The 21,182-nt window shown below is 71.1% G+C and carries 21 protein-coding genes; 3 read left to right on the top strand and 18 right to left on the bottom strand.

Annotation, left to right across the window (positions count from 1 at the left end; genetic code table 11):
- Positions 1-126: 126 nt before the first annotated feature.
- The 11 genes from ACTHJJ_RS04505 to ACTHJJ_RS04555 form a co-directional block, all read right to left on the bottom strand.
- Positions 127-714, bottom strand: a complete 588-nt coding sequence (locus tag ACTHJJ_RS04505; RefSeq protein WP_440301741.1) for a hypothetical protein — start codon at positions 712-714, stop codon at positions 127-129.
- The gene (locus ACTHJJ_RS04510; protein WP_440301742.1) at positions 711-1,988 is read right to left on the bottom strand and encodes an MCE family protein; all 1,278 of its coding nucleotides are present in this window, start codon (positions 1,986-1,988) and stop codon (positions 711-713) included. The genes ACTHJJ_RS04505 and ACTHJJ_RS04510 overlap by 4 nt, the downstream gene beginning before the upstream one ends.
- On the bottom strand, positions 1,985-3,262 hold the full coding sequence (locus tag ACTHJJ_RS04515; protein WP_440301743.1) for an MCE family protein: 1,278 nt from the start codon (positions 3,260-3,262) through the stop codon (positions 1,985-1,987). The genes ACTHJJ_RS04510 and ACTHJJ_RS04515 overlap by 4 nt, the downstream gene beginning before the upstream one ends.
- Complete coding sequence (locus tag ACTHJJ_RS04520) at positions 3,262-4,530, bottom strand: MCE family protein (protein ID WP_440301744.1); 1,269 nt, start codon at positions 4,528-4,530, stop codon at positions 3,262-3,264. Before ACTHJJ_RS04520 ends, ACTHJJ_RS04515 begins: the two co-directional genes overlap by 1 nt.
- Positions 4,530-5,555, bottom strand: coding sequence for an MCE family protein (locus ACTHJJ_RS04525; RefSeq protein ID WP_440301745.1), 1,026 nt, complete (start codon positions 5,553-5,555; stop codon positions 4,530-4,532). Before ACTHJJ_RS04525 ends, ACTHJJ_RS04520 begins: the two co-directional genes overlap by 1 nt.
- Positions 5,552-6,583 (bottom strand): MCE family protein, encoded by a 1,032-nt coding sequence (locus ACTHJJ_RS04530; protein WP_440301746.1) that lies wholly within the window; start codon positions 6,581-6,583, stop codon positions 5,552-5,554. Before ACTHJJ_RS04530 ends, ACTHJJ_RS04525 begins: the two co-directional genes overlap by 4 nt.
- Positions 6,580-7,938 (bottom strand): MCE family protein, encoded by a 1,359-nt coding sequence (locus ACTHJJ_RS04535; RefSeq protein WP_440301747.1) that lies wholly within the window; start codon positions 7,936-7,938, stop codon positions 6,580-6,582. Before ACTHJJ_RS04535 ends, ACTHJJ_RS04530 begins: the two co-directional genes overlap by 4 nt.
- A complete protein-coding gene (locus ACTHJJ_RS04540; protein WP_440301748.1) occupies positions 7,935-8,768 on the bottom strand; it encodes an MlaE family ABC transporter permease in 834 nt (277 codons plus the stop codon). Before ACTHJJ_RS04540 ends, ACTHJJ_RS04535 begins: the two co-directional genes overlap by 4 nt.
- 9 nt (positions 8,769-8,777) lie before the next feature.
- Entirely contained in the window at positions 8,778-9,548 is a 771-nt protein-coding gene (locus ACTHJJ_RS04545) for an MlaE family ABC transporter permease (RefSeq protein ID WP_440301749.1), read from the bottom strand.
- 1 nt (position 9,549) lies between these two features.
- Complete coding sequence (locus tag ACTHJJ_RS04550; protein WP_440301750.1) at positions 9,550-10,575, bottom strand: ATP-binding cassette domain-containing protein; 1,026 nt, start codon at positions 10,573-10,575, stop codon at positions 9,550-9,552.
- Positions 10,576-10,729: 154 nt separating this feature from the next.
- Positions 10,730-11,602, bottom strand: a complete 873-nt coding sequence (locus tag ACTHJJ_RS04555) for a hypothetical protein (protein WP_440301751.1) — start codon at positions 11,600-11,602, stop codon at positions 10,730-10,732.
- 77 nt (positions 11,603-11,679) lie between these two features.
- Between ACTHJJ_RS04555 and ACTHJJ_RS04560 the strand changes: the two genes are divergently transcribed.
- A complete protein-coding gene (locus ACTHJJ_RS04560) occupies positions 11,680-13,047 on the top strand; it encodes an FAD-binding oxidoreductase (protein WP_440301752.1) in 1,368 nt (455 codons plus the stop codon).
- Between the two features lie 426 nt (positions 13,048-13,473).
- Here the strand turns inward: ACTHJJ_RS04560 and rplL are convergent, their stop codons facing one another.
- Together rplL and rplJ are read right to left on the bottom strand one after the other, a co-directional pair.
- Positions 13,474-13,866 carry a 50S ribosomal protein L7/L12 gene (rplL, locus tag ACTHJJ_RS04565; protein WP_440301753.1) on the bottom strand — a complete coding sequence of 131 codons (393 nt, stop codon included), beginning with the start codon at positions 13,864-13,866 and terminating at the stop codon, positions 13,474-13,476.
- Positions 13,867-13,933: 67 nt separating this feature from the next.
- Positions 13,934-14,554 (bottom strand): 50S ribosomal protein L10, encoded by a 621-nt coding sequence (rplJ, locus tag ACTHJJ_RS04570; RefSeq protein ID WP_440301754.1) that lies wholly within the window; start codon positions 14,552-14,554, stop codon positions 13,934-13,936.
- A gap of 276 nt (positions 14,555-14,830) precedes the next feature.
- Between rplJ and ACTHJJ_RS04575 the strand changes: the two genes are divergently transcribed.
- Positions 14,831-15,688 (top strand): DUF3152 domain-containing protein, encoded by an 858-nt coding sequence (locus ACTHJJ_RS04575; protein ID WP_440301755.1) that lies wholly within the window; start codon positions 14,831-14,833, stop codon positions 15,686-15,688.
- A 90-nt stretch (positions 15,689-15,778) separates the two neighbouring features.
- Positions 15,779-16,957 (top strand): 4-hydroxybenzoate 3-monooxygenase, encoded by a 1,179-nt coding sequence (locus ACTHJJ_RS04580; RefSeq protein WP_440301756.1) that lies wholly within the window; start codon positions 15,779-15,781, stop codon positions 16,955-16,957.
- 180 nt (positions 16,958-17,137) lie between these two features.
- On the opposite strand, the gene ACTHJJ_RS04585 is transcribed toward ACTHJJ_RS04580, so the two are convergent.
- From ACTHJJ_RS04585 to pcaC, 5 genes are all read right to left on the bottom strand, one after another.
- A complete protein-coding gene (locus ACTHJJ_RS04585) occupies positions 17,138-17,962 on the bottom strand; it encodes an IclR family transcriptional regulator domain-containing protein (protein ID WP_440301757.1) in 825 nt (274 codons plus the stop codon).
- Positions 17,959-18,624, bottom strand: coding sequence for a 3-oxoacid CoA-transferase subunit B (locus ACTHJJ_RS04590; protein ID WP_440301758.1), 666 nt, complete (start codon positions 18,622-18,624; stop codon positions 17,959-17,961). Before ACTHJJ_RS04590 ends, ACTHJJ_RS04585 begins: the two co-directional genes overlap by 4 nt.
- Positions 18,621-19,313, bottom strand: coding sequence for a 3-oxoacid CoA-transferase subunit A (locus ACTHJJ_RS04595; protein ID WP_440301759.1), 693 nt, complete (start codon positions 19,311-19,313; stop codon positions 18,621-18,623). The genes ACTHJJ_RS04590 and ACTHJJ_RS04595 overlap by 4 nt, the downstream gene beginning before the upstream one ends.
- Before the next feature lie 150 nt (positions 19,314-19,463).
- Complete coding sequence (locus tag ACTHJJ_RS04600) at positions 19,464-20,687, bottom strand: thiolase family protein (RefSeq protein ID WP_440301760.1); 1,224 nt, start codon at positions 20,685-20,687, stop codon at positions 19,464-19,466.
- Positions 20,684-21,112: a 4-carboxymuconolactone decarboxylase gene (gene pcaC / locus ACTHJJ_RS04605; RefSeq protein WP_440301761.1), complete on the bottom strand. Its 429-nt coding sequence runs from the start codon at positions 21,110-21,112 to the stop codon at positions 20,684-20,686. Before pcaC ends, ACTHJJ_RS04600 begins: the two co-directional genes overlap by 4 nt.
- Between the last annotated feature and the right edge of the window lie 70 nt (positions 21,113-21,182).

The following is a 21,182-nucleotide window of genomic DNA, read 5'->3' on the forward strand; positions in this document are numbered from 1 at the left end:
GGCGGATATGTCACGATACTGGGGTGCACCGAGGGGGGTGGGGGCGGGATCGATGCGGCCCGCCGCCGGGAACCCGCGACGCGTTTGCGGGCTCCGCCGGGCGGCGGCGCGCCGGCCCGGCGCCGGTCAGCTGACGAACTCAAGGTTGCCCACCTTCCATTCGGCACCGACCTTGGTCAGGTCGAGGCGTAGCCGGTAGGTCTTCTTCTGCGGCGTCGTCGTCGCGGTGTTCGTCGTCGGCGCCACGACCCCGACGATGACGCGTGCCGAGTCCGCGTCGGCAGAGACCAACGACGCTTCGGCGCGCTCGACCGTCGATACGGTCTTGTTCGCGGTGACGACGGGCTTCAGCTGGGACAACGTCGACTCGTACTCCTTCTTGAAGCTCCCCGTGGCGCCCGCGAGGACACGTGCCGCATCCGCGTCGAACGAGTCCGCGTGCATTGTCACGAAGTTGACGGCGAGCTGCCGGCCGGCTGCGAGCGCCTCGGCCTCGTTCTCGGCCTGCGCCCTGGCCTCCCAGGTGCCCCTACCGAGGGTCGCGGCGACCACGACGGCGGCGAGGAACAGGACCGCCGCGACCACCCAGAGGAGCCGCGGGGTGGGTCGCCACTGCCTGGCGACGCCCTCGTCGGCCGTCACATCGGTCATCTCGCGGTTCCCCTCGTTCTCGGTCAGCGGCTCGCCATTCTGCTCGTCGGTGATAGCGGTCACTGCAGCGCCCCCCGCATCATCCAGAGCCACTGCTCGGCCCCGGTGGCGCCGGTCGGCCCGGCAGGGGCTCTGACGGCGAAGGCGGCAGGGTTGACCCCGGCCCCGGCGCTGCCGAGCGGAAGGGGCTGTGCGCCATACGACATCGGGTAGCTCTGGGCGCGGCCCGAGCCGGCGTGCGGGGCGTTCTGGGCCCCCCGCACGTTGATCCCGGATCCACGCGGGGCGGCGCAGTGGGCGCCGGTGTTGACCGGTGGCAGGTTCGTGGTCTGGTGCGGGTCCGTCTTCTTCGTCCCCCCGTAGCCCTGCTCGCACGCCTTCGGGTCGTCGACGTTGAGCACGAGGCCGAAGTGGGCGGTGCCGTCCCCCGGCACGACCGTGTACCCGCCCACGACGACGTCGGGGTAGGTCACGAGCATCTGCTCGATCCCGTCGACGTGCGCGGTCGTGACGTTGCCGATGGTGATGAAGTTGGCGAGGAGGGCCGCGAGGTTCTGCTTGTTGTCGCTGATGAGCCCGTCGAGCTCCTTGACCGCGACCGTGCCCCGGTCGAGCACCAACCGCAGGTCGGGGTCGGCGGTCGCCAGGGCGCCGGCGACATCGGCGAAGCCGGCCATGGAGGTCCGGATGTCCTTGCCGCTGCGCACCTGTGTGTCGAGGACGATGCGCCCGTCGTCGATCAGCTTGGTCGTCTCGGGGAGCGCCTGGGTCGCCGCAGCGGTGAGGCTGTCGCCGGAGTCGATGAGCCGCTGCAGGTCCGCACCCCCGCCCTGGAAGGCGCGGGCCAGCTCGTCGATCGTCGTGACGAGCGCGGCCTGCGGCACCGACGCGACGGTGTTGTTGACGTGCTGGAGCAGCTGGTCGACGCGGATCGGGTATGCCGTCCGGTCGCGTGGGATCGTGTCGCACGCCCGGAGGTACGGCTGGCCGGAGGACTGTGGCTGCAGGTCGAGGTACTGCTCGCCGACGGCGGAGCGGTTCTCGACGACGGCTCGGGCGTCCCTCGGCACCTCGGTTCCCCGGTCGAGCCGGGCGTCGACGAGGACCCCGTCCTGGGACAGGCGCAGGCTCTCGACCTTGCCGACGGTGACGCCGCGATAGGTCACCTCCGCCCCCACGAAGATGCCACCCGACTGGGCCAGGTCGGCGGAGACCCGGTAGCTGCCGCCGAGGAGCCGGTCGGTGAGCCCGACGTAGCGGGCGGACAGCACGGCGACGAGCGCGACCGAGAGCAGCGCGAACGCCGCGAGCTGCAGGCGGACCTTGCGGGTGATCATCGGTCGCCTCCGGTCGGGAAGAGGGCCATCCAGGCGGAGGGCTCGCTCTGGGTGCGCCCGTCGGTCTGTGAGAGGGGCAGCGGCGGCAGCGGGATGGTGGGCAGCGTGGGCGAGGTCAGGGTCGGCAGCGGCACGCCGGGCAGCGTCACGGTGGGCAGCGGCAGGCTCGGCAGCGAGGGCGTCGGCAGGGTGGGCCCGGGCCGCCCGGGCTTGGACGGCGTCGGCGTCGGCAACCCAGGCAGCCGGCCGACGCCGAGGTTGTCCGCGATCGTCTTCGGGTCGGTGTCGAGGGTGGCCCAGAGGTTGGTGAAGTCCCCGTGGATGGCCCCCTGCGCGCTTGCCGGGAACGGATAGGTGAGCAGCAGCTCGTACGACCTCGGCAGGTCGTCGCCCGCCGCGTTGAGCTGGGTGAGGATCGGCGAGAGCGCCTTGAGGTTCGCCTCGAGATCGGCGCGGGCGCCCCGGATGACTCGGGTGCCGACCTCGCCGAGGTCCCGCAGCGAGGTCAGCATTGCGGTCAGCTTCTCGCGTTGGTCGGCGAGGACCTTGAGGCCGCCCGGCAGCTCGTCGAGCGCCTTGCCGATCTTGTCCTGGTTCTTGGCCAGCGTCGAGGACAGGCGGTCGATGCTGTCGATGGCGCGCACGATGTCCGCCTTGCGGGCGTCGAGCCCTCCGACGAAGGTGTTCAGCTGGCCGATGACGTCCTTGATGTCGGCGCTGCGCCCCCGCATGGCGTTGTTGAGCTCGGTCTCGATCGTCTTCAGCTGCGCGACGCCGCCGCCGTTGAGGAGCAGGGACATGGCGCCGAGGACCTCCTCGACCTCGGGGTTGCGGCTCGTGCGTGAGATCGGGATGCGGTCGCCGTCGCCGAGGCGCCCCACCGGCTGCTCGTCCGTGGGCGGCCCGAGCGCGATGTACTTCTCGCCGAGCAGCGAGGTCTGCTTCAGCTCGGCGACGGCGTTGTCGGGCAGCACGACGCTGCGCGGGAGCCGCAGGCGGACCTGCGCGGTCCAGCCGGTCACGTGGATCTCCTCCACCGAGCCGACGGTGACCTGGTTGACCTTGACCGACGACTTCGGCACGAGGTCGAGGACGTCGGCGAAGTCGACGGTCACGCTGTACGAGTCGCCGCCGACACCGGCTCCCCCGGGCAGGGACAGGTCGTAGGCCGAGCACCCGGCAGCCCCGAGGGCGAGGACGCCGAGGACCGTCGCGGCGATGCCGGCCCTTCTCCAGGGGGCGGCGACCGCGGCGGAGGGCAGGTCGGGTCGCATCACGGCACACCTCCCAGCAGGCCGCCCAGAGTCGGGTCGGCGCCGCGCAGGTCGACGAGGCGGTCCTTGCCGAGCGTCCCGTCGAGGGCGATCCGGCCGGGCAGGGCTGGCAGCTTCGGCAGCAGCGGCAGGACCGCGGACTTGAGCGAGGAGCACAGCTTCGTGTTGCCGGTGTGCGTCGGCCCGGTGAGGATCGAGCAGATCAGCAGGAGCGGGTCATCCAGGCCCTTGGCGTTGTTGCGGGTGTCGAGGGTGCCGGTCTGCGGGTGGTAGGCGTTCTGCAGGTTGGACAGCGCCACGGGGGCGTTGTCGAGGACCTCGGAGAGGGCGTCGCGGTTCTTCGCGAGGGTCTCAGTGACGGCGACCGCGCGGGCGACGTCGGTCTTGAGCAGCGCCCGGTTGTCCTTGACGAAGGAGGACACCTCGTTCGTCGCGACGCCGAGGTTCTTCAGGGCGAGCTTGAGGTTCTCGCGCTCCTCGCTCAGCTGGACCGCGACCGTGGCGAGGTCGGAGTTGAGGCGGCGGACCTGGTCGTTGTTGGAGGCGAGCATCGACGTGAAGGACTGCAGGTTCTTGACCGTCCCGAACAGGTCTTCCTTGCTCCCGGAGAGCGTGGTGAGGGCGGTCGACAGGTCGTGCACCGTCGAGTGGAGCCGGTCGCCGTTGCCATCGAGGTTCGCGGCGGCCGTCTGGAGCAGCCGGTTCAGGGCGCCGTCCTTGTTGGCCCCGTCGGGCCCGAGCGCGACCATGAGGTCGTCGAGGCTCTGCGAGATGCGGTCCAGCTCGACGGGAACCGCCGTGCGGTCCAAGGGGATTCGCGCTCCGGCCGCGAGGGCGGGACCGCCGCTGTAGACCGGCAGGAGCTGGACGTAGCGGTCCGACACGAGCGACGGGGCGACGATCGCGGCCCGGGCGGTGGCGGGCACCCGGTGGGCGTCGTCGAAGCTGAACGTGACGTGCACGTGGTCGCCTTGCGGCACGACGGAGTCGACCTGCCCGACACGCACCCCGAGGATGCGCACGTCGGATCCCGGGTAGAGGCCGACGGCGCGCACGAAGTCGGCGCTCACCGTGGTCTGCGAGGTCCGGGGCCACACGACGAACGCCGCGGCGACGAGCCCGACGACGACGAGACCGGTGACGAGCCGCGCCATCAGGGTGCCAGGCAGGCGTGACCGGCTGAGCGGCATACGGCGCCGGCTGAGCGGCATACGGCGCCGGCCACCGGCGGACGGGCGGGACTCAGCGTGCGGGTCCGACTGCGCCATCATCGTCCTCCTTCCAGCAGGCTGGGCAGCTTCGCTCCGGGCTGGGACAGCCCGGGGGCGCCGACGGGCACGACGAGGTTGGAGACCCATGTGTCGAACCAGCGGCCGGTGCCGACGGTGTTGGCGTAGACCCGGGTGAAGGGGGCCATGGCCTGGATCGTCTTCTCGACGTCCCGGTCGTGCTTCTCGAGGAGGGCGAGCGCCGAGTCGAGGGCCTTGAGGGCCGGGGTGAGCTGGGCCCGGTTGTCCTGGGCCAGGCCGGTCAGCTGGGTCGCCAGCTCGGACGTGTTCTTGAAGAGGGTGCGGATCTGCTCACGCCGCTTGGCCAGCTCGACCATGAGCAGGTCGGCGTCGTTGATGATCCGCCCGACCTGCTCGTTGCGACTCGCGACGAGTCCGCTCACCTTGTTCGCGTGCTCGAGCAGGCGGGACAGCTCGGTGTCGCGGCTCGCGACGGTCCGGGAGAGGCGGGAGAGCCCGTCGAGCGCGGCCCGCACCTGCTCCGGACTGTCCTTGAACTCGGTCGCGAGGACGGTCAGCGACTCCGCGAGCCGGTCGGTGTCGATGCGTTCGGTCGTCGTGGTCAGGTCTTGGAACGCGTTGACGATGTCGTAGGAGCTGACGGTCCGCTGGAGCGGGATCTGGGCTTCGGCGGCGAGGCGCCCCGGACCGTGCGGGTCGAGGGCGAGGTACTTCTCCCCCAGGATCGTCTTCATGCGGATGGACGCACTGGTGAGGGTGCCGAAGCCGACGTCCTCGGTGATCCGGAAGTCGACCCGCACGTGGGTGCCCTCGAGGTCGACGCCGGTGACCTTGCCGACCTTCACGCCGGCGACCCGGACGTCGTCGTCCGGCTTGATGCCCCCGGCCTCGCTGAACGCGGCGCTGTAGCTCGTGCCCCCGCCGATGAGGGGCAGCTTCTCGGCGTTGAAGGCGAGGGCGAGCAGCAGGGCGATGACGAGCAGTCCGATCGCCCCGATCGGTATGGGGTTCCGCTCGCGGAACGGCACGCTCGACCACCTCATGACGAGCACCTCGCCGACGAGACGCTGTAGCTCGGGCTGACCCCGGGCAGGATCGGGCGCTTGGTGTCGAACCGGCAGAGATAGAAGTTGAACCAGGAGCCGTAGCTCGCGGTGCGGGTCAGCGTGCTGATCCGCGTCGGGACGGTCGTGATGAACTCCTCGAACAGCTTCGCGTTGTCCGGCTTCGTCAGGGTCCCGGCCAGGGTGCGCAGCTGGGCGATGTCGTCCTTGATGGCCGGCCTCGTCGTGACGAGCAGCTTCGCCGTCTCCGCCGAGAGCGAGTTGATGCCGTCGAGGGTGGCGCCGATCGTCTCACGGTCGGCGGCGAGTCCGCTCGTGAAGCGCTGCAGCTGGTCGATGAGGGAGGCGAGCTGGGTGTCGTGCTCGTCGACCGTGCCGAGCACGGCGTTGAGGTTGTCGACGGTGCGCCCGATGACGGCGTCGCGGTCGGCGATGGCCGAGGTCAGCGAGGCGGTCCTCGACAGTAGCGAGTTGATGTCGCCGCCCTCACCCTGCAGCGTCTGCACGATCAGGCCGGAGAGCTCGTTGACGTCCTTGGGCGAGAGCGCCGCGAAGAGCGGCTTGAACCCGTTGAAGAGCACGGTGAGGTCGAGCGCCGCGTGGGTTCGCTGGAGCGGGATGATCGCCCCGTCGGTCAGCGGCGTGGCGTCACCGACGCCCTGGGTCAGGGCGACGTAGCGCTGGCCGACGAGGTTGCGGTACTTGATCGTCGCCTCGGTGCCCTTGGTGAGCGGCGATGTCCGGAGCACCCGGATCTCGACCTCGGCGCTCGCGCCGTCGCCGTCCCGGTGCGGTGACACACGGACGTCGGTGACCTCGCCGACGCGCACACCGGCGATCCGGACGTCCTGGCCGGACTGCACACCGGTCGCGTCGGTGAACAGCGCCGTGTAGGTCGCCTTGTCGCCCCGCTGGACGTTCGCGATGGTGAGCGCGAGGACGCTCGTCGCGGCGATGGTGACCGCGGCGAAGATGAGCAGCTTGACGAGGCTCGCTCGGGTCGTCATCCGTTGCTCACCACCGTCCCGCGCAGGAGCGGTCCCGCCAGGAGCGTCTGTATGCCGCTGGGCTGGCCCCCGGTGTCGCGGCTGAGGAGCGCTGCCACGACCTGCTGCTCCTCCGCCGTCCCCGCCGTGCCCGAGTCGGCCGCAGCTTCGAAGAGGCCCGCGGGCAGCGAGGACAGCGGGGAGGCGGTGCTCGCCGGCCGGGTGCCGTCGTTGAAGTGGAGGCCCGGGTACGGGTTCGCCTGGCTGCCACCGGGGTTCGGCAGCCCGTAGCAGTGCGGGCCCCGCTTGTCGGCCCAGCGGGGCTCCTCACCCGGACGGTAGGGCTGGCGCGGCGGCACGACCTCGACGGTGATGTGGAACGTGCCGCCGCTGAACGCCCCGTTGATCCGGGGCAGCCATCCCGCGAGGCCGCCGGCCAGGCAGGGGTAGACGGGCGAGTAGCGCGCGAGCAGCTTCAGCGTGGGGCGGGACACGCGGCCGACCTGGATGATCCGCTGCTCGGTGTCGTGGAGGAAGCCGGCGGCGTCGTCGGCGAAGCCGGCGGCGCCGACGAGGAAGGCCGCCAGCTGCTGCTGCTTGTCCACGACGGTCCGGTTCGTCACCCGGAGCGACTCCGTGAGCCGGAACAGGTCGGGAGCCGCGTCCGCATAGATGCCCACGGTGTCGGCGAGCAGGGCGACGTCCTGCTGCAGGACCGGCAGGTGCGGGTTGAGCGCCTTCAGGTACCGGTCGAGCCGGACGAGGTTCTGACCGAGCTGGTCGCCGCGGCCGTCGAGGGCGGTCGCGAGCGCCCCGAGGGTCGTCGCCAGCTTGGCCGGCTCGACCGTCCGCAGCAGCGGGTAGAGGTTGTCGAAGACCGTCTCGAGCTCGATGCCGACCCGGCTGCGGTCCTGGGTGATGACGTCGCCCTCGCGGATCGGACGCGGACTGGCGGCATCGACGGTGACGAGGTCGACGTAGCGCTCGCCGAAGAGGGTCTTCTGGAGCAGCCGGGCGTTGACGTTCGCCGGGATCTTGCCGACCTCGTCCGGCTGCAGCGCCAGCTCGATCCGGGCGCCCTGCGGCGTCGCCTCGACGTGGCGCACCTCGCCGACCACGAGGCCGCGCAGCTTGACGTCGGAGCTCTCCTGCAGCTGGCTGCCGAGGCGGCTCGTCTCGAGGGTGACCCGCACGACGGGGGTGAAGCGCTTCTGGTAGGCGGCCACCGCGAGACCGAGCAGCAGGGCAAGCACCACGAGGAAGACGACGCCGTAGGCCTTCGTGCCGAGGCGCCACCGGGTGTGCTGGGTGACCGGCCCGGGGGTCGCGTCGGTCGACACGTCGGTGGCGGGCTGCTCCGGAGGGGCCTGCGTCATCCGGCGATCCTCACGCTCGTCGTCGCGCCCCAGATCGCGAGCGAGAGGAAGAAGTCGACGACGTTGATCGCGACGATCGACGTGCGCACCGCCTTGCCCACGGCGACACCGACCCCGGCCGGGCCGCCCGAGGCGGTGTAGCCGTAGTAGCAGTGGATCAGGATGATCACGACGGCGAAGACCATGACCTTGGCGAAGGACCAGAAGACGTCACCGGGGGGCAGGAAGAGGTGGAAGTAGTGGTCGTAGGTCCCCTTGGACTGCCCGAAGTACGACGTCGCGATGAACCTCGTCGCGGCATACGAGCTGAGCAGCCCGAGGACGTAGAGCGGGATGACGGCGATGAAGCCGGCGATCATCCGGGTCGTCACGAGGAAGGGCAGCGACGGGATGCCCATGACCTCGAGGGCGTCGACCTCCTCGGAGATCCGCATCGCCCCCAGCTGGGCGGTGAACCCGCACCCGACGGTGGCGGCGAGCGCGAGGCCGGCGACGAGGGGCGCGATCTCCCGGGTGTTGAGGTAGGCGGCGAAGAAGCCGGTGAAGGCCCCGGTGCCCAGCTGCTCGAGCGACGAGTAGCCCTGCAGCCCGACCTCGGTGCCGGTGAAGAAGGCGAGGAACGCGATGACGCCGACCGTGCCGCCGATGACCGAGAGGGCACCGGTGCCGAGGGACACCTCCGCGAGCAGGCGCAGCACTTCCTTGCGGTAGCGGCGCATGGTCCGTCCGCTCCACGCGAGCGAGCGGACGTAGAAGCGCATCTGCTCGCCGAGCGAGTCGAGGGCGCGGGCCGGGCGGGACGCGATCTCGAGCAGCTGACGGTTCGTCATGTCGGCCTCTCAGATCTTCTGCGGGACGACCTGGAAGTACACGGCCGTGATGACGAAGTTGACGACGAACAGCAGCATGAAGGTGATGACGACGCTCTGGTTGACCGCGTCGCCCACCCCCTTGGGGCCGCCTCCCGCATTCAGGCCCTTGTGGGCAGCGACGATCGCGGCGATCGCCCCGAAGATGAGCGCCTTGATCTCGGCGGTCCACAGGTCGGGCAGCTGGGCTAGTGCCGTGAACGACGCGATGTACGCGCCCGGTGTGCCGCCCTGGACGATGACGTTGAAGAAGTAGCCGCCGACGACCCCGACGACCGAGACGAGGCCGTTGAGCAGGACCGCGACGAGCATCGAGGCGAGCACCCGTGGCACGACGAGGCGCTGGATCGGGCTGATCCCGAGCACCTCCATCGCGTCGATCTCCTCGCGGATCTTCCGGGAGCCGAGGTCGGCGCAGATCGCCGAGCCGCCGGCGCCGGCGATGAGCAGGGCGGTGACGATCGGACTGGCCTCCCGCAGCACGGCGAGCACGCTCGCCGCGCCGGTGTAGGACTGGGCCCCGAGCTGTCGGGTCAGGGTGCCGAGCTGGAGCGCGATGACCGCCCCGAACGGGATCGACACGAGCGCGGTCGGCAGGATCGTCACACTCGCGATGAACCACGACTGCTGGATGAACTCCTTGACCTGGAAGGGCCGCCGTGGCAACGCGCGCAGCACATCGAGCGCGAGGGCGAAGAGCGAGCCGGACTGCCGCAGCACGCCGGTCAGGGGCGCGGCCATCTCAGCCCACCTCCCCGCCACCACCGACGGGACCGGGCGCTGCGGCGGAGGCCAGCTCCGCGGCATACTCGGTGGTCCCTGGGGGTGTCGTCGCCCCGGCGGGAAGGAACGAGCCGGGCGGCGGGGTCACGCCGTTCTGCCGGCACCACTCGCCCGCCGGGCGCTGCCCCCGCCGCGGCGTGCCGTCACTCGTGCCGAGCTGGGGGGCGATCGGCGGCAGCGGGGGCAGCTCCCGGCCCGACTCGGCGGCGAGCTCGTCGGCGTCCTTCTCCTCCGACATGCCGATCGGTCCGACCGTCTGCGCATTGAGGAACTGGCGCACCACCGGTTCCTCGGAGGACAGGAGCATCTCGCGTGGTCCGAACATCGCGAGGTGCCGGTGGTAGAGCAGGCCGATGTTGTCGGGGACGGTCCGCGCCGTGTTGATGTCGTGGGTGACGATGAGGAACGTCGCGTCGATCTGGGCGTTGAGGTCGACGAAGAGCTGGTTGATGTACGACGTGCGCACCGGGTCGAGGCCCGAGTCGGGCTCGTCGATGAGGAGGATCTCGGGGTCGAGCACGAGGGCACGGGCGAGGCCGGCGCGCTTGCGCATCCCTCCGGAGATCTCGCCGGGCAGCTTCTTCTCCGCGCCCTCGAGACCGACCAGCTCCATCTTCTCGTGGACGATGCGGGCGACCTCGGCCTCGGTCTTCTTCGTGTGCTCCCGGAGGGGGAAGGCGACGTTGTCGAAGAGGTTCATCGAGCCGAAGAGCGCGCCGTCCTGGAAGAGGACGCCGAACAGCTTGCGCACCTCGTAGAGGTCGTGCTCGCGCAGCTTCGTGAGGTCCTTGCCGTCGATGACGATCGAGCCCCGGTCGGGCTTGAGCAGGCCGACGAGGGACTTGAGGAAGACCGACTTGCCGGTGCCCGACGGGCCGAGCATGACGGAGATCTCGCCGGCCGGCAGGGTGAGGGTGACGTCCCGCCAGATGGTCTGCGACCCGAACGTCTTGGTGAGGCCGGTGACCGCGATCTCCACGCCCATGTGGCACCTCTCCGTCGGGGGACTCGGACGGGTCCCCCACGGTGGGACGCGGGGTTACCCGCCGGTTACCTTACTGAGCGGAACGCGCGAAATGGGGCTTGTGCACCCACATTTTCGTTGAGATCGCGCGGATCGTCCGCGCGGTGCGATGCCGTCAGATACGATGCCGCGTTTCCCACGTCACGTCGTCGCCGACCACCGTCACGTCCAGCGCCTCCAGAGCGGCACCCGTCCCCGACGGGAGGGCCGCGAGGACCGCGCCGATCCGGTCGAAGGCCTGGGGCGTCGGCACCGGCGGTGTCCCGTCGGCCACCCCGGTCAGGCCGACGACCCGGCCCGCGTCGAGGGTGAGCGTCGCGGTGAGCTGCTCGACGCGGGCGCCGCGCTGCTCTTCGACACCCTCCCGCAGCGCCCTCGCCGCCTCGCCGAGCACCTGGTCGTCCTCGGACGATGCCGGCGCGGCGCTCTGGCCAGCCGGCTCCGGCTCGCGCTCGACCCGGCCCTCCGTGACCAGGCCGATCGCGGCGTACTCGATCTTCGCGAAGTCGAGGCTCGGCTCGGTCAGGACGCCCTCGTCGATGACGTAGGCGATGTTGACGGGCAGGTCCTTCATGCCGGGATGCAGCTGCTGGCCGACGAAGCGGGAGCAGACGACCAGTGCATCGACGCGCACCATCGGCCGACCCTTCCGGTCCGGCACGCGGCGCTCGTCGGGGACCCGCCCAGTGTCGAAGGTCTCGGGCGGGTAGAAGTGGATCGGGCGCTCCAGGACCATGACTGAGTAGTCCGGGCGGTCCGGCCCGGGGACGAGCCGGTAGAGCTCACCGTTCACGGGCGTCTGCCACGTCAGCTCGACAGGCGCCTGGTCGAAGGAGGTGACCGAGACGAGCGGGCCGTAGCGCCCCATGGGGGTGGGCGGCGTCGGAGCGCCCGCCTGTCCGGGCGCGGGCGGCGGCGGTGGCACGGCGGTCCTCTCCCCCGTCGACTGGTCCCCCTCGGACCTCTTCGCGCGCGACAGCCATCCCATGGCGACAACCTACTGACTGTGCCCGCACGTGGGATGGAGGCTGAGCGGCATACGGCGCCTGTGGTTACCGTGGCCTCGTGACCGCGACTGACCTCGACGACCTGCGCGCCGCCCTCTCCGAGGGCGCGGTGACGACCGACCCCGCCACCGTGGAGAACTACCGGCGCGACTGGAGCCAGTCGGAGGCCGCGGGTATGCCGCTGTGCCTGGTCCGCGCGGCGCACGCGGACGACGTCGTGGCGACCGTGCGCTGGGCCGCCGGGCGCGGCGTGCCGGTCGTGCCGCGCGGCGCGGGCAGCGGCCTGTCGGGCGGCTCGTGCGCGGTGGACGGGTGCATCGTGCTCTCGCTCGAGCGGATGCGGGCGATCGAGATCGACGTCGCATCCCGGACGGCGGTCGTCGAGCCGGGCGCCTTCAACGCCGAGGTCAAGGCCGCCGCGGCGGAACACGGCCTCTGGTACCCGCCCGACCCCGCGTCCTTCGAGATCTGCTCGATCGGCGGCAACATCGCGACGAACGCCGGCGGGCTGTGCTGCGTCAAGTACGGCGTCACGACCGACTACGTCCTCGGGCTCGACGTCGTGCTCGCCGACGGGACTCTGGTCCGCCTCGGCGGCAAGCGGATCAAGGACGTCGCCGGCCTGTCGCTTCTCAAGCTCTTCGTCGGCAGCGAGGGGACGCTGGGGATCGTGACGCGCGCGGTCCTGCGGCTCGTGCCGGCGCAGCACCCGGCGGCGACCCTCGTTGCCACCTTCGGCACCGTCGAGGCGGCCGCCCAGGCCGTCGTCGAGGTCGGCAGGACCCTCCGGCCCTCGATGATGGAGCTGATGGACAACGCCTCGATCAACGCGGTGGAGGACTACCAGGCGATGGGGCTCGACCGCACGGCCGGGGCACTGCTCATCTGCCAGTCGGACGCGCCCGGGGCGGCACGGGCCGAGGAGATCGAGTCGGTGCGGGCCGCGTGCGAGGCGGTCGGCGCGAAGGAGTGCTTCGTCACGGACGACCCGGTCGAGGGCGCGATGTTCGCGGCGGCGCGGCGGGCGGCGTTCCCGGCGATCGAGCGACTCGGCGCGCTGATGCTCGAGGACGTCGGCGTCCCGGTGCCGCGCCTCCCCGAGCTGCTGACCGGCATCGCCGCGATCGCCGAGGAGCACGACGTCCGGATCCCGACCGTTGCGCACGCCGGCGACGGCAACACCCACCCGATCGTCCTCTACCCGCGCGGCGACGCGGCGGCCAAGGAGCGGGCCGCCGAGGCCTTCGACGCCGTCATGCACCTGGCGATCCGCCTCGACGGGACGATCACCGGCGAGCACGGCATCGGCCGCCTCAAGAAGGCCGCCCTGCCCGACCAGCTCGGCCCGGACGTCATGGCCCTCACGCACCGGATCAAGGACGCGCTCGACCCGCAGGGCATCCTCAACCCCGGCGCCGCCTTCTGACGCCTGCCCCTACCGAACCCAGCTCCGGCTGGATCTTGTAGGCCCGACCCGGCTCGCGCCCTACCGAACCGAGCCCCGGATGGACCTCGTAGACAGCGGAGCGCGCGTGACAGCGCCCGGCACGAGCGGGCGGAGCGGGTGCGCGCGACCGATCGCATCCCAGCGGGCGGGGTGGGTGCGCGCGACCGACTGTGAGCGGCATACCTCCCGGCGGAGCGAGCCCGACAACGAAACGCGTATGCCGCTCATACCGGAGGGAGCGCCACCCACCCCGGCCGCCAAGCGGGCAACCGGAGGGAGCGCCACCCATCCCGCCCGCGAAGCGGAGCGAGACCCGCCTCGAAGCGGGCACGAAGCAGCGAAGGCGGGCCCGACCAAGTCGGACCCGCCTTCGCGGTGCTGGAGATCCCGGCTAGCCGGGACAGCTCACTTGAGCTCGACGGTGGCGCCGGCGCCCTCGAGCTGCTCCTTGGCCTTCTCGGCCGCAGCCTTGTCGACCTTCTCGAGGACGGGCTTGGGGGCGCCGTCGACGAGGTCCTTGGCCTCCTTGAGGCCGAGGCTCGTGAGCGCGCGGACCTCCTTGATGACCTGGATCTTCTTGTCACCCGCGGCGACGAGAACGACGTCGAACTCGTCCTTCTCCTCCTCCGCAGCGGCCTCGCCCGCGCCGCCGCCGGCAGCGGGGCCGGCAGCAACCGCGACGGGGGCGGCAGCGGTGACCTCGAAGGTCTCCTCGAACTGCTTCACGAACTCGGAGAGCTCGATGAGGGTCATCTCCTTGAACGCGTCAAGGAGCTCGTCGGTGCTGAGCTTCGCCATGATGGCTTCCTTTCGTACTGATGCCGTGAGTGGCTGTTAATCGGATCGAGCTGTCACGCCAGTGGCGTCAGCTCTCGTCGCCACCCTCGGCGACGTCGGTGCTGGCCTCGGCCGCGGGAGCGGCGTCGGCCGATTCGCCCGTCTCGGCCGCCGGGGCAGCCGCGACCGGGCCCTCTGCCTCGACCTTCTGGCGCAGCGCGTCGACAACGCGAGCGGTCTGCGCGAGAGGTGCGGCGAAGAGGTAGGCGGCCTTGTTGAGGGAGCCCTTCATGGCGCCCGCAAGCTTGGCCAGGAGAACCTCACGCGACTCGAGGTCGGCGAGCTTCGTGATCTCCTCAGGGCTCAAGGCCTTGCCGTCGAGGACGCCGGCCTTGATCACGAGGAGGGGGTGTGCCTTGGCGAAGTCACGCAGGCCCTTGGCCGCCTCGACCGCGTCACCGGTCACGAAGGCGATTGCGGACGGGCCCTGGTGGTGCCCGTCGAAGGCCGTGATCCCGGCCTCCTTGGCGGCGATCTCCGTCAGCGTGTTCTTGACCACGGCGTAGGTGGCGTGTCCTCGGAGCGAGCTGCGCAGCTCGGAGAGCTGCTTCACGGTCAGACCGCGGTACTCGGTGAGAACGGCCGCGCCGGACTCACGGAACTTGTCCGCGATCTCGGCGATGGCTGCCGTCTTCTCGGCGTTTGCCATCTGGGCCTCCTTCCCTTGCGTTGCGCCGCCGGGTGGTGGTCCGGAGGGCCCACACGAAAAAGGCCCCGGCGCAAGCGCTCGGGGCATCACACGACATAACACGTATGCCGCTCAGCTGAGTCACCTGCGCTGGTTGCCCGCATCGTGCGGAACCTTCGGGAGTCCGTGGTGGCCACGGTCTCCAACCGGCGGTCATTGGTCGTTGTCAAGAGTAGTTGTCCGGGCGCGCCGAGCCAAATCGGCGGGCACCGGCACCTCGTTGGCTAGCGTGGAGGCATGTCGACGAGGGCGCGAAGGCGTGAGCAGGTGGCGGTTCGCCGCCGTTCGCTCTCGGCCGTCGCCGTGCTCGCCTGCCTGGTGCTGGATGTCTGGGCGGTCGCATCGGGGGCCGCCGGGCAGGACGTCGGCCGCCAGCCGGCGGGTGGCCCCGTCGGCGCGGCGATGAGCGTCGGCTCGCGCACCGGCGCGTTGGCCCCTCCCCCTGCCGCGCCGGCCCCCGCCATGAACGACCCGCGAGAGCGCGGCGACGGCCAGCCGAGCACGCCGACGCCGAGCGCGTCTCCGACCGTGGTGCCGGAGGGCGACGGCACGTTCACCGTGCTGCCGGTGCCCGAGGACGCGGTCCAGGAGACGCCGAAGTCGGGCCGGACGGTGCGCTACACGGTCGAGGCCGAGGGCGGCCTCGGCATCGACACGAACGACTACGCCCGGACGGTGGCCTCGGTGCTGACCGACCCGCGCGGCTGGCAGACCCAGGACAAGGTCCGGTTCGTCAACGTCACGCCGGCCCAGGCCAAGCGCGGTGACCCCGTCGACGTCCGGGTCACCCTCGCTAGCCCCGACACGACGGACAAGCTCTGCGCGCCGCTCGAGACACGCGGCCGGGTCAGCTGCTTCGCGAACGGCCGGGCCGTCCTCAACGCCAAGCGCTGGGTGCTCGGGGTGGAGGAGGCCTACGGCAAGGACGTCGCGACCTACCGGATCTACCAGGTCAACCACGAGGTGGGGCACGGCATCGGCCACGGCCATGCCGCGTGCCCGGGCAAGGGCAAGCCGGCCCCCGTCATGCTGCAGCAGAGCTACGGCCTCGACGGCTGCACGGCCTGGCCCTGGCCGACCGCCAAGCCGTCCTGACCGGCGCCCCTCCCGCGGAGGACGCGCGAGCGGGAGGATGGCGAGAAGGACGGGCACGCCACACGGCATACCCCCGGCGAAAGGTCCTCCATGTCCACCGAGTACACGACCGTCGGAATCGTCGGCGCCGGTCCCGCCGGCCTCATGCTGTCCCACCTGCTCGCGCTGAGCGGGATCGACTCGGTCGCGATCGACATCCGCTCCCGGGACGAGATCGAGCACACGAACCGCGCCGGCATCCTCGAGCAGGACAGCGTGCGGCTCCTCACCGACACGGGCGTCGACGGCCGCGTCCTCACCGACGGCTACGAGCACCACGGCATCGAGCTGCGGTTCGGCGGCGAGGGGCACCGGATCAACTTCCAGGAGCTCGTCGGTGCCTCGGTCTGGCTCTACCCGCAGACCGACGTGTTCATCGACCTCGCCAACGCGCGCGCCCGGGACGGCGGCGACGTGCGGTTCGGCGTCACCGACCCGAGCGTGCGCGACGTGACGGCCCGGCCGGTCATGAGCTTCACCGACGCCGACGGCGTCGACCACGAGGTCGAGTGCGCCTACCTCGTCGGCGCGGACGGGTCCCGGAGCATGTGCCGTCAGGAGCTGCCGGAGTCGCTGCGCCGGCACTACTTCAAGGAGTATCCCTTCGCCTGGTTCGGGATCATGGTCGAGGCACCGCCGAGCGCGCCGGAGCTCATCTACGCCCGGCACGACCGGGGCTTCGCCCTCATCAGCCAGCGCACGCACGTCCTGCAGCGGATGTACTTCCAGTGCTCCCCCACCGAGGACATCGACGGGTGGAGCGACGACCGGATCTGGGAGGAGCTGCAGACGCGAGTCGAGGGTGGCGGCTTCAGGCTCATCGAGGGGCCGATCACCGAGAAGACGATCCTGCCCTTCCGCAGCTTCGTCTGTGAGCCGATGCGCCACGGCAACCTCTTCCTCGCCGGGGACGCGGCGCACACTGTCCCGCCGACCGGCGCCAAGGGCCTCAACCTCGCCCTCCAGGACGTCAAGGTCCTCCACGAGCTGCTCGACGCGGCCGTCAACCTCGGCAAGACCGAGCTGCTCGACACCTACAGCGGCCGGGCGCTCGAGCGGGTCTGGAAGGCGCAGCAGTTCTCCTACCGCATGACGACGATGCTCCACGCCCTGCCGGACGAGACGCCGTTCGACGCCCGTCGCCAGCTGGGTCAGCTGACGGACATCGTCTCGTCACGACACGCCTCCGCGCACCTCGCCGAGTGCTACACCGGCTGGCCGGTGACCTGACCGATCACGTATGCCGCTGAGCGCTTGCGCTGCGAGCGTGCTCAGCGCTCGTGGGGGCGTGGGGGCGTGGGACGCAAGTGACGGAGCGCTCCCTCGACCCTGCCGTCGAGTGAGCGCCCGGTCCCACCCGCCACACGTCGAGTGAGCGCCCGGTCCCACCCGTCACAGGCGCTCGGGAGGTCAGCGAGGCTGGCCCCAGCCGGGCTGCTCGCCCTCCAGGTCCGGGCTGGCGTGTCGCAGGTCCTCCGAGATCCGGTCGGCGGTGGCCACGACGTCGTCGACGACGGCCGGGTCCAAGGGACCGGAGCCGGGCTGCGACGTGGTGGAGGCGTTGATCGCGGCCACGACATCGCCCGCCGCGTTGCGCACCGGCGCCGCCACTGAACGCAGTCCGATCGCGAGCTCCTGGTCGACGACGGCCCAGCCCTGCCGCCGCACCCGGTCCAGCTCGGCCCGCAAGGCGTCCGGCTCCACCACGGTCCGGTCCGTCAGCGGTTCGAGGACGACGCGGTCCAGATACGCCTCGACCGCGGACTGCGGGGCGAACGCCAGCATCACCCGGCCCATCGACGTCGCATACGCGGGGAAACGTGAGCCGACGCGGATGGCGACCGACATGATGCGCCGTGCCGGGATCCGGGCCACGTAGACGACATCGTCGCCGTCGAAGACCGACGCCGAGGTGGACTCGCCGAGCCGCTGGGAGAGGGCCTTGAGGTGCGGCTCCGCGATCTCCGGCAGCCGCAGCGAGGAGAGGAACGCGTGCCCGAGCGCAAGTACCCGCGGGGTCAGGCTGAAGAGGCCGGCGTCGGACCGGACAAAGCCGAGCGCCTCCAGCGAGAGGAGGAAGCGCCGGGCGCTGGCGCGGCTCTGCCCGGTCCGCCGGGCGACGTCGGACAGGGTCAGGGAGTGGTGGTCGGCATCGAAGGCCTGGATGACGTCGAGCGTCTTGGCGACCGACTGGACGAAGTCGGTGCGCTCACCCCGCTCGAGGCCCTCGCTCACGCCTGCTCGAGCGGGACGGGGACGAGTGCCGACAGCTCGTCGAAGCCGATGCCGAAGGTGTCGCGAACCACGACCCGCTCCGGTTCGATGAGGAACACCGCGAGGTCCGTGTAGACCCGGCTCACGCACGCCACCCCGGTGAGCGGATAGGTGCACTCCGCCACGAGCTTGCTCTGCCCGTCCCGGGTCAGCAGGTTCATCATGACGAAAGTGTCCTTGGCCCCGATGGCGAGGTCCATCGCACCCCCGACGGCCGGGATCGCGTCCGGCTCGCCCGTGTGCCAGTTCGCGAGGTCGCCCTTCGCCGAGACCTGGTAGGCGCCGAGGACGCAGATGTCGAGGTGGCCGCCGCGCATCATCGCGAACGAGTCGGCGTGGTGGAAGTACGACGCGCCCGGGAGCTCTGTGACGGGGATCTTCCCGGCGTTGATGAGGTCGAGGTCGATCTTGTTCCCGTGCGCCTCGGGGCCCATCCCAAGCATCCCGTTCTCGGTGTGGAGGGTGACCCCGCTGTCGGCGTCCAGGTAGTTCGACACGAGCGTCGGCTGCCCGATCCCGAGGTTGACGTAGGCGCCGTGGGGAATGTCCCTCGCGACGATGTCGGCCAGCGCGTCGCGGCCGAGCCGCCCCTCGTAGCTTCCGGCGGGTGCTTGTTGGCTCACTGTCCCTCCTCCGGCTCGGGCGTCGCCTCACGCGGAACGACGACAAGCCTGCTGACGTAGATGCCCGGTGTCACGACGACCTCCGGGTCGATGCCGCCGACCGGCAGCAGCTCGTGCACCTGAGCGATCGTCGTCCCGGCCGCGGTCGCCATGACCGGGCCGAAGTTGCGGGCCGTCTTGCGATAGACGAGGTTGCCGGCCTCGTCGCCCTGGAACGCCTTGACCAGGGCGTAGTCGGCGTGGATCGGGTACTCGAGGACGTAGTTCCTGCCGTCGATCTCGCGCACCTCCTTGCCCTCCGCGAGCGGGGTGCCGTAGCCGGTCGGGGTGAAGAACGCCCCGATGCCCGCTCCGGCAGCGCGGATCCGCTCGGCGAGGTTGCCCTGAGGCACGAGCTCGAGCTCGATCTCCCCGGCGCGGTACTTCGCATCGAAGTGGTGGCTGTCGTGCTGGCGCGGGAACGAGCAGATGATCTTGCGCACGCGGCCGGCCGCGATGAGCGCCGCGAGGCCGACGTCGCCGTTGCCGGCGTTGTTGTTGACCACCGTCAGGTCCCGTGCGCCGCCCCGGACCAGCGCCTCGATGAGCTCGACCGGCTGCCCGGCCGGCCCGAACCCGCCGATGAGCACGGTCGCCCCGTCCGGGATGTCGGCGACCGCCTGCTCGACCGACTCTGAGATCTGCACCATCTGGTTTCCTCGCTTGGTTGTGTATGCCGCTCAGGAGGCCGGCGCCCGGCCCCTCACTTCACAAACGGTCCGTCACGCCTGCTTCGCAGGGCCTTGGGACTCGGAAGCCGAATCGGCGCTCCGGGCCTCGCTCGTACCTCGCTCCTGTCCTCACGCCTTGGCTCCCGAGACGTTCTCCAGCACCACGGCGAGGCCCTGGCCGACGCCGATGCAGATCGCCGCGACGCCCCAGCGCCTGCCCCCGCGTTGCAGGCTCCGCGCCAGGGTGCCGAGGATCCGGCCGCCGGAGGCCCCGAGCGGGTGCCCGATGGCGATGGCACCGCCGTGCGGGTTGACGATCTCCGGGTCGATGCCCCAGGCGTCGATGCAGGCGAGCGACTGGGCGGCGAAGGCCTCGTTCAGCTCGACCTCCTCGACGTCGTCCCACGTGATCCCGGCCCGCTCGAGCGCCTTGTTCGCCGCCTCGACCGGGGCGAAGCCGAAGAACTGGGGCTCGACCGCGTGCGCCCCGCGACCCGCGATGCGGGCGACCGGCTCGAGGCCGATCCGGTCCGCCGCCGCGGCGCTGCCGAGCAGCACGGCCGAGGCGCCGTCGTTGAGGGGGGAGGCGTTGCCCGCGGTGACCGTGCCGTTGTCCTTGCGGAACGAGGTCCGCAGCCCGCCGAGGCGCTCGATACTGGTGTCGGGACGGATCGACTCGTCGCGGGCCAGGGCCACACCCGGCACCGGGACCGTGAGCTCGTCGTAGAACCCGGAGCTCCACGCCTCGTCCGCCAGCCGGTGCGAGCGCTCGGCGAAGGCGTCCTGGCGTTCGCGCCCCACGTCATACTTCTCGCGCAGCTGTTCGGTCGCCTCGCCGAGGGAGACGGTCCACTCGGACGGCATGTTCGGGTTGACCAGCCGCCATCCCAGCGTCGTCGAGGCGAGGGTGAGATTCCCTGCTGGATAAGGCTTCTCCGTCTTCGGCAGCACCCACGGGGCCCGGCTCATGGACTCGACTCCACCCACGAGGACGATGTCGGCGTCGCCGACCTCGATCGCCCGCGAGGCCACCATCGCCGCGTCGAGGCTCGAGCCGCAGAGGCGGTTGACCGTCGTGGCCGGGATGCTCGTCGGCAGCCCAGCGAGGAGAGCGGCCATCCGGCCGACGTTGCGGTTGTCCTCGCCGGCCTGGTTCGCGTCCCCGAAGACGACCTCGTCGATGCGGGCCGGGTCGCCCCCGAGCCCCGGCGAGCGGTCCACGATCGCCTTGACGACGATGGCGGCGAGGTCGTCCGGTCGCGTCCCGGCGAGCGCTCCGCCGAAGCGGCCGAACGGGGTCCGCACCGCGTCGTAGACGAAGGACTGGGTGAGCGCTGGGGTGGGCGCAGTCATGACGATTCCTCGGTTTCTTGCTCGTATCTGGCGATCTGCTCCTGCGCGATCGCGAAGGCGTGGTTGGCGCTGGGGACGCCGAGGTAGATGGCCGACTGCAGGAGGACCTCCTGGATCTCCTCGACCGTCAGCCCGTTGCGGCGGGCGGCGCGCACGTGCATGGCGAACTCGTCCCAGTGGCTGTTCGCGATGAGGGCGGTCATCGTGATGGCGCTGCGCATGCGCCGGTCGAGGCCGGGCCGGGTCCAGATCTCGCCCCAGGCGTAGCGGGTGATGAGGTCCTGGAAGTCCGACGTGAACTCGCTCGTGCGCGCCTCGGCCGCGTCCACGTGGGCGTCGGAGAGCACGGCCCGGCGGACGGTCATCCCGTCCGCGTGGGCCTGCGCGGCCGTCCGGTCGGGCTCGGAGCGCTCAGGCCGTGGCATCGGACACCTCGATCCGGAAGAAGTCGGCGAGGATCGCCGCGACCGTGACCGGCTGCTCGGCCGGCGCGAG

The organism is Intrasporangium sp., assembly GCF_051961875.1.
Classification (GTDB): Bacteria; Actinomycetota; Actinomycetes; order Actinomycetales; family Dermatophilaceae; genus Intrasporangium_A.

Bases quoted from the DNA above. Each gene is read 5' to 3' on its own strand.
- ACTHJJ_RS04510 (WP_440301742.1), bottom strand. From the start codon at position 1,988: ATGATCACCCGCAAGGTCCGCCTGCAGCTCGCGGCGTTCGCGCTGCTC.
- ACTHJJ_RS04515 (WP_440301743.1), bottom strand. From the start codon at position 3,262: ATGCGACCCGACCTGCCCTCCGCCGCGGTCGCCGCCCCCTGGAGAAGG.
- ACTHJJ_RS04520 (WP_440301744.1), bottom strand. From the start codon at position 4,530: ATGGCGCAGTCGGACCCGCACGCTGAGTCCCGCCCGTCCGCCGGTGGC.
- ACTHJJ_RS04525 (WP_440301745.1), bottom strand. From the start codon at position 5,555: ATGAGGTGGTCGAGCGTGCCGTTCCGCGAGCGGAACCCCATACCGATC.
- ACTHJJ_RS04530 (WP_440301746.1), bottom strand. From the start codon at position 6,583: ATGACGACCCGAGCGAGCCTCGTCAAGCTGCTCATCTTCGCCGCGGTC.
- ACTHJJ_RS04535 (WP_440301747.1), bottom strand. From the start codon at position 7,938: ATGACGCAGGCCCCTCCGGAGCAGCCCGCCACCGACGTGTCGACCGAC.
- ACTHJJ_RS04540 (WP_440301748.1), bottom strand. From the start codon at position 8,768: ATGACGAACCGTCAGCTGCTCGAGATCGCGTCCCGCCCGGCCCGCGCC.
- ACTHJJ_RS04545 (WP_440301749.1), bottom strand. From the start codon at position 9,548: ATGGCCGCGCCCCTGACCGGCGTGCTGCGGCAGTCCGGCTCGCTCTTC.
- ACTHJJ_RS04550 (WP_440301750.1), bottom strand. From the start codon at position 10,575: ATGGGCGTGGAGATCGCGGTCACCGGCCTCACCAAGACGTTCGGGTCG.
- ACTHJJ_RS04555 (WP_440301751.1), bottom strand. From the start codon at position 11,602: ATGGGATGGCTGTCGCGCGCGAAGAGGTCCGAGGGGGACCAGTCGACG.
- rplL (WP_440301753.1), bottom strand. From the start codon at position 13,866: ATGGCGAAGCTCAGCACCGACGAGCTCCTTGACGCGTTCAAGGAGATG.
- rplJ (WP_440301754.1), bottom strand. From the start codon at position 14,554: ATGGCAAACGCCGAGAAGACGGCAGCCATCGCCGAGATCGCGGACAAG.
- ACTHJJ_RS04575 (WP_440301755.1), top strand. From the start codon at position 14,831: ATGTCGACGAGGGCGCGAAGGCGTGAGCAGGTGGCGGTTCGCCGCCGT.
- ACTHJJ_RS04580 (WP_440301756.1), top strand. From the start codon at position 15,779: ATGTCCACCGAGTACACGACCGTCGGAATCGTCGGCGCCGGTCCCGCC.
- ACTHJJ_RS04595 (WP_440301759.1), bottom strand. From the start codon at position 19,313: ATGGTGCAGATCTCAGAGTCGGTCGAGCAGGCGGTCGCCGACATCCCG.
- ACTHJJ_RS04600 (WP_440301760.1), bottom strand. From the start codon at position 20,687: ATGACTGCGCCCACCCCAGCGCTCACCCAGTCCTTCGTCTACGACGCG.
- pcaC (WP_440301761.1), bottom strand. From the start codon at position 21,112: ATGCCACGGCCTGAGCGCTCCGAGCCCGACCGGACGGCCGCGCAGGCC.